This window comes from uncultured Bacteroides sp. (genome assembly GCF_910578895.1).
Lineage (GTDB): Bacteria > Bacteroidota > Bacteroidia > Bacteroidales > Bacteroidaceae > Bacteroides.
Map to the genome: position 1 here is coordinate 1 of NZ_CAJTSC010000088.1, position 6,640 is coordinate 6,640.

Annotated in this window: 5 protein-coding genes and 1 tRNA gene; all 6 read right to left on the reverse strand. The window is 43.2% G+C overall.

What is annotated here, in order from left to right; translation table 11 throughout:
• A partial coding sequence (locus QZ327_RS13840) for an Arm DNA-binding domain-containing protein (protein ID WP_294620248.1) occupies positions 1 to 477 on the reverse strand: 477 nt, incomplete at its 3' end.
• Between the two features lie 251 nt (positions 478 to 728).
• Positions 729 to 801 (reverse strand) — tRNA-Phe (locus QZ327_RS13845).
• A 252-nt stretch (positions 802 to 1,053) separates the two neighbouring features.
• The gene (gene thiL / locus QZ327_RS13850; RefSeq protein WP_294620250.1) at positions 1,054 to 2,112 is read right to left on the reverse strand and encodes a thiamine-phosphate kinase; all 1,059 of its coding nucleotides are present in this window, start codon (positions 2,110 to 2,112) and stop codon (positions 1,054 to 1,056) included.
• Between the two features lie 9 nt (positions 2,113 to 2,121).
• Entirely contained in the window at positions 2,122 to 2,931 is an 810-nt protein-coding gene (locus tag QZ327_RS13855) for a purine-nucleoside phosphorylase (RefSeq protein ID WP_294620251.1), read from the reverse strand.
• Complete coding sequence (lpxK, locus tag QZ327_RS13860) at positions 2,888 to 3,991, reverse strand: tetraacyldisaccharide 4'-kinase (protein ID WP_294620253.1); 1,104 nt, start codon at positions 3,989 to 3,991, stop codon at positions 2,888 to 2,890. The genes QZ327_RS13855 and lpxK overlap by 44 nt, the downstream gene beginning before the upstream one ends.
• Positions 3,992 to 3,997: 6 nt before the next feature.
• Positions 3,998 to 5,764, reverse strand: coding sequence for a signal peptide peptidase SppA (gene sppA / locus QZ327_RS13865; protein WP_294620255.1), 1,767 nt, complete (start codon positions 5,762 to 5,764; stop codon positions 3,998 to 4,000).
• Positions 5,765 to 6,640: the final 876 nt, after the last annotated feature.

Here is a 6,640-nt window from a genome sequence, read left to right on the forward strand (position 1 = left end):
CAGTAACATATCATCTACCTTGTAATCCCGTTTAACCAGTTCCATGAGGTATTTAAGGCAATTGTCGTAACGTCTTACGGTGATGTCGGCATAGTCTGTCCCGATTAGCTTCCGGCAGTTGTCATTATGTTCCTTGAATACATTATACAATGTCTTGAAAGTTTCGTCCTTTCCCTGATAGTGGTTCACTATGGCACGTGCGGAGATAATCTTTCCCTCCAGTTCCAAGTCTTGGTAAATCTGATAGAATTTCACACGCAGGGCGTCAATGTAATGGTTAAGTTCTACGGAGTTTCGGTCTTTGCCTGTCGATTTCTCTTTTTCCTGCGACCAAAGTGGGACTTTTATGCTCCGCTTTAGTTGAAGTTCCACGTATAGACGGTCATAAGTGACACGCACACGCACGGGTGCTTCCCCGTTTTTTAACAGTTTGCTACGCTTGATGAAGAACAACACGCTGAATCTTTTTCTTTCCATACGGCTCAATTTTTAATGATACAAAGTTAGGAAATCGAACCGAGAACCCTGTAATGTAAAATAGTGCAACGTGCTGTAAAAGAATGAAGTAAATACTTCGCAGTGGAACATTCCGGGCTTTTAAAAACAGTCCCTTGAATAAGGACGTATGGTTTGCTTCAATCCCACTAATTTTGCCTATTCTTGGAAAAGAAAAATCCCCGAACTTTTTTGAAATTCAGGGATTTACATCGTTTTGCCTTCTTAAAAAGTGGTGCCACCAGGAATCGAACCGGGGACACAAGGATTTTCAGTCCTTTGCTCTACCAACTGAGCTATGGCACCATGCTTTCTCTTTTCGGTTGCAAAGGTAGTGAAAGTTTTGGACTATGCAAGGGGTTAGAGAATAAAAAACGCTGAAAATTGGCTATATGGCTAATTTTCAGCGTTTATATTTTAAGAAAAATGTAAAAAAGTCAATGTGAATTCGGCATTTACGGTTTCTTACTTGGCTTTTTCTACTTTTATTCCATTTCTTTTCGTTCCTTTTGGGGATTTTGATATACTTCCCCTTCTCTTTAGCTTGAGAATTACTGCCTATTCTGCGCCTTTAGGTTTGTCAGATTTTTCTCTGAGTATATTCCAACCTTGTGCTTTCAGTTCAAATTCCTGTCCGTCACGGCTGATAAGGGCACAACCTAACTCAGGCTTGGTGATGTGACCTATCAGTTTGATACCTTCCATGCCGGATACCTTTTCGTGGTCAGCAATGGGGACGGTGAACAGAAGTTCGTAGTCTTCTCCTCCATTAAGGGCACAAGTAGTCAAATTCATATTGAATTCCTCTGCCATGACAGCTGTCTGATAGTCGATAGGGATATGCTCCTCATAAATGCGGCAGCCAACTTTGCTTTGCGTACAGATATGCAGCAATTCGGAGGAGAGACCATCGGAAACATCCATCATGGAAGTCGGTTGGATACCTTCTTTGGCTAATTTTTGAATAATATCAAGACGAGCTTCTGGTTTCAATTGCCGTTCCAGCAGATACTCTTTACCGGCAAAGTCGGGTTGCAGGTCTTTGTCACCGCCTTTAAGGACGCTTTTTTCACGTTCCAGCAATTGCAATCCCATATAGGCGGCGCCTAAGTCACCTGACACACAAATCAAGTCAGTCTCTTTGGCTCCGTTGCGATAAACGACTTTTCCTTTCTCACTTTCGCCGATACAAGTGATGCTGATGGTGAGTCCTGTATAGGAAGAAGAGGTGTCACCGCCTACAATATCCACTTCATATTCCTCGCAAGCAAGGCGAATACCTGCATATAGTTCTTCCATATCTTCTACGCTAAAACGTTTGGACAGACCCAGTGAAATAGTGATTTGCCGAGGCATACCATTCATGGCATATATGTCGGAAAAGTTTACTATGGCAGATTTGTATCCTAAATGCTTCAAAGGTACATACGTCAGATCGAAATGCACGCCTTCCAATAGCAAATCGGTTGTCACCAATATCTCCTTGTCCGTAGGGTAGGAGAGGACGGCAGCATCATCACCAATGCCATACTGGCTTGATTTGTTCTTTAACTCGATACCTTCGGTAAGATGACGAATGAGGCCGAACTCACCAAGAGTTGCTATTTCTGTTTTCATAATCGTTTTTTACACTTTATTAATCAGCTCCCTCATAATCTCCGTCATTTTCGGCTGTGCGGCGTCCGCTGCTTTCTGTACCTCTTCGTGAGACACTTCTACGATTTTACCCTCTACGCCCAAGTCAGTGATGACCGATACGCCAAATACCTTGATACCGCAATGATTGGCTACGATTACTTCGGGAACGGTAGACATGCCTACCGCATCCGCCCCCAGAATACGGAACATTTTATATTCTGCTGGAGTTTCAAATGTAGGTCCTTGCGTACCGATGTACACACCATGCTGTATCTTGATACCCTTTTCTGCAGCAATTGCGTCTGCTTTGCATATAAGTTCCTTATCGTATGCTTCGCTCATATCCGGAAAACGAGGACCGTATGGGATGTTCTTGCCATGCAGCGGATGTTCGGGGAAAAAGTTGATGTGGTCAGTGATAATCATCAGGTCGCCGATTTCAAAGTTCGGGTTTGTACCGCCGCTGGCGTTGGATACGAATAAGGTCTTGATGCCAAGTTCGCGCATTACACGTATCGGAAATGTCACTTCCTTCATGGAGTATCCTTCATAGAAGTGGAAACGTCCCTGCATGGCAAGAATGTCTTTATTGCCCAGCTTGCCGAAAATCAGTTTGCCGCTGTGTCCCTCTACTGTGGAAACAGGGAAGTTGGGAATGTCCTCATACTTTATTTCATACTTCTCGGTAATCTCGCTTGCAAGACTGCCAAGTCCGGTACCGAGGATGATTGCTGTCTCAGGATATGTGTGCATTTTATCTTTCAGATAAGTTGCGGTTTCTTGAATACGTCCTAACATAGTCAATAATGTTTTGGTTAAATAAATATTGTTGATTTTGTAAAAACTCTATTTCGATAGGGAGTACATAGATGTACGGTTTTAGTGCATCGCTCAGTGCTGGATGAACTTTCAGTCGGGCAGCATCCTTTTCTGTTGTGATAATCAATCTCTTACTCCCTTTCAATTGTGCAAACTGTTCCTCGATGAGTTTTAAGTCTTTCTTGTCGAAATTATGATGGTCACCGAATTCCAGCAGATTGACGTTGGGAGTGTATGACTTCACTTTTTCTACCAATGGGGCCGGTGAGGCTATGCCTGTAACGAGCAATACTTGTTCGTCTCTTGTGCAGAAAACTCTTTCTTTCGTTTTCTTGGAAAACAGCGGCATCAGTGAACCATAGCGAAATCTGGAGAAGTACAACTGCTGATACGGATACAAATTCAGACGCTTGGTGATGATATTGAAATCTATCGGCTTGATGTCATCCGGACATTTTGTCACAACTACTATCTGAGCACGGTTTTTCTCCTCAGCAGGTTCGCGAAGCCTTCCTGCAGGTAACAGGGCATCATCGCACAACAGTCGGTGATAATCTGTTAACAGGATATTCATTCCTGCCTTTACGTGGCGATGCTGAAAGGCGTCATCCAATAGTACGGCATCCACGGCAGGAGTTTCCAACTTCAGCAACTGTTCGATGCCATGGCAACGGTTTTCGTCCACAGCTACCTGTATATCGGGAAATTTACTCTTTATCTGATACGGTTCGTCACCAATATGCTGCACGCTACTTTCAACGCTTGCCAACACATACCCCTTGCTCTTACGTTTGTAGCCGCGGCTTAGCGTTGCCACGTTTATGCCTTCATGTTGTAGTAATCTTATCAGATATTCCGTATGTGGTGTCTTGCCTGTTCCACCTACGGCAATGTTGCCTACGCATATCACAGGAACGTTAAAACTCTTTGACCGGAGCCAGCCCCAGTCAAAGAATTTGTTTCGCAAGCATACTCCTGCCCCGTAGAGCCAGGACAGAGGGTATAACCAATAATGTATTTTTACGGATACATCTTTCATTTAAAATTATTGTATATTCAGTTCAAACGGAATACGGGCCTGTATGCGGTCTATCTTGTCGAAGTTCTCGATGATGCTGAACTGCCGGTAGATGTCACTCATCTTGCCGTTCAACATCCGGCTTTTGATGTAATTTCCTGGATGGGTATTCATCAAATTCTCGAAGAGACTCTCTTTCTTCGGATAATTCATTATTGTATAGGCATCTACACCTGTTTTGGCAATGGCAATTTCCAAAGCTTTGTCCAGTCCGCCCAACTCGTCTACCAATCCTAACTCTTTGGCGGTACTACCTGTCCAAACGCGACCTTGCGCCATTTTGTCCAATTCTTCCATACTGATGCCGCGCCCATCAGAACAGCGAGTCAAGAAGAGTTTGTAACCGTTATTAACGTACATCTGCATCAAGCCCTTTTCGCTCTCATTCATCGGGCGGGTTAGGCTGCCGAAATCAGCGTGTGGATTGGTTTTTACTACATCGAAATTCAGACCCAGTTTGTCTGTCAGCTCTTTGGCATTGGGTATCATGCCGAAGATGCCGATGGAGCCTGTCAGAGTGGTAGGTTCGGCAACGATGGTATCGGCATTGCAAGAGATATAGTAACCGCCCGATGCGGCATAGTCGCCCATGGATACAATGACCGGTTTTTCCTTTTTCAGTTGGCTTACAGCATGCCATATCTGTTCTGAACCATATGCGCTGCCGCCCGGAGAGTTCACACGTAATACTACAGCCTTTATATTTTCATCATCCTTTAGTTTCCGCAGGTCTTTAATCACCTTTTCGGAGTTGATACCTTCGCCGGTAGTGGCAGACGCGCTGCCGTCAATTTCGCCGTATGCATAATATACAGCTATTACATTTCCGCTCTTGTCTCTGGGCACGTTCTTCTTTACGTTTACCATATCTTGAATACCCAATATCGGCATATTGTCGTCTTTATCAATACCTATTAGATTTTTCAGATAATCGCGCACATCGTTCTTATATATTAGTGTGTCCACCAATCCGTTCTTCACACTTTCTGTTGCCGGATAGAACATCAACATACGATCGGCTTCCTTGTTTAAAGCTTCTACAGACAGATTGCGCGATTGAGCAACGGCATCCGTAATCTCTCCCCAAATGGAAGACAGGTATACATTCACCTGCTCACGGTTGGCAGGACTCATTTCAGTAGAGATAAACGGCTCCACTGCGGATTTGTATGTGCCTACTTTGAACACTTGCATCTCTACACCGATTTTTTCCAGTAAATCTTTGAAGAATATCGGAGTAGATGCCAGTCCTCGCCACTCAAGCATTCCGTGCGGGTTCAGCAGCACCTTATCTGCTACACTGGACAAGTAGTAAAGTCCCTGCGTGTAAGTATCGCTATAGGCTACAATGAACTTACCGGATTTTTTGAAGTCTTTCAAGGCATCGCGAATTTCTTCTAACGAAGCAAAACCTGCACCTAATGAGGAGGCATGAATATAAATACCTTTGATATTTTCATTCTCTTCTGCCTTTTTGATGGAAGAAAGGATATCGTCCAATCCGTAAGTCTTATAGTCATCTTTTATAAGGAGTTCCAGCGGATTCTCTTGGCTACGTTCGGTCAATGTGCCGTTCAGGTCTAACATCATAATGGAGTTTTTGCGCACTTGTGTTTCCGATTCTGATGATGAAACCATGCTGAAAACTACGAGAATGCTGATGAAAAGCAAAACAACACTCGACAGGATAATACCCGTTATGGTGGCGAGCGTAAATTTAAAAAAATCTTTCATTGTCTTATTGTTTTTGGTATGCTAACTTTTCAAGCTAACAAAGATAAATAATTAGGTTGATATTTTTCCTATCTGTCGCATGAATTTTCTCTTTGTCACACGAGCGTTTCTTTTATGTTTCCGGTATAGCAAAAGAATTTCTACTTATTGTTCTTTCTTTTTCCCTTTTTATCCCCCTTCTTTTCTGTATTCTTGTTGTTCTTCTTTTTTTTCTTCTGTATGATGAATTGCCTTTAATTAATAGTGTATTATAAGTTTTTTAATCCGTCTCGCGTCACAGCATCGTTCTGACTATCCACTTTTTTCCTTCCTTTTCTCCGGGGCTTTTTCATTTACAGTAGTCGTTAAAGGAAGTTGGAAGGAGTGATCTCCCTTCGGGACAGGAGTTAAAAGCCGATAGCTATGCCGGGGAACACGACTGGAGAGACCGCGTAAACAGACAGGCGGAAGCAGACCAACGGAAACGGAGCGGTGAAGAACAAACGGATAAGAACAGGTTGAATAAATATCTCTGCAAGATATTTATTGTCAGTGGTATACGAGTGCCACATAATCTCTGTGTGGTGGAACTTTATTCCCAGTTAACTGGAAATACATACCCATTTCATTGGGAATATGTTCCCAACGTATAGGGAACACGTTCCCAATTAAGTGGGAACATCGGATGAGAAATAAACTGTCAGTTACGTTTTTTTATTTACGGGAATTATCAGGAATCAGAGGAAGAAGAACAATAGCTCCTCTGACTCCTGTAAATGAAAGAACCGTGTTTTTCCCTCTAATGCGTACCCTATTAGCTTTCCTTCCGGTCCCTTCCTCGTGCGCCCGCATATATTATTAATGTGTCCCCTTTTCCTCCCCTCCTTGTTGCCTTGA

What these genes read in the sequence shown, in the direction of transcription:
- thiL (WP_294620250.1), bottom strand. Translation starts at nt 2,112, where the DNA reads ATGAAAACAGAAATAGCAACTCTTGGTGAGTTCGGCCTCATTCGTCAT.
- QZ327_RS13855 (WP_294620251.1), bottom strand. Translation starts at nt 2,931, where the DNA reads ATGTTAGGACGTATTCAAGAAACCGCAACTTATCTGAAAGATAAAATG.
- lpxK (WP_294620253.1), bottom strand. Translation starts at nt 3,991, where the DNA reads ATGAAAGATGTATCCGTAAAAATACATTATTGGTTATACCCTCTGTCC.
- sppA (WP_294620255.1), bottom strand. Translation starts at nt 5,764, where the DNA reads ATGAAAGATTTTTTTAAATTTACGCTCGCCACCATAACGGGTATTATC.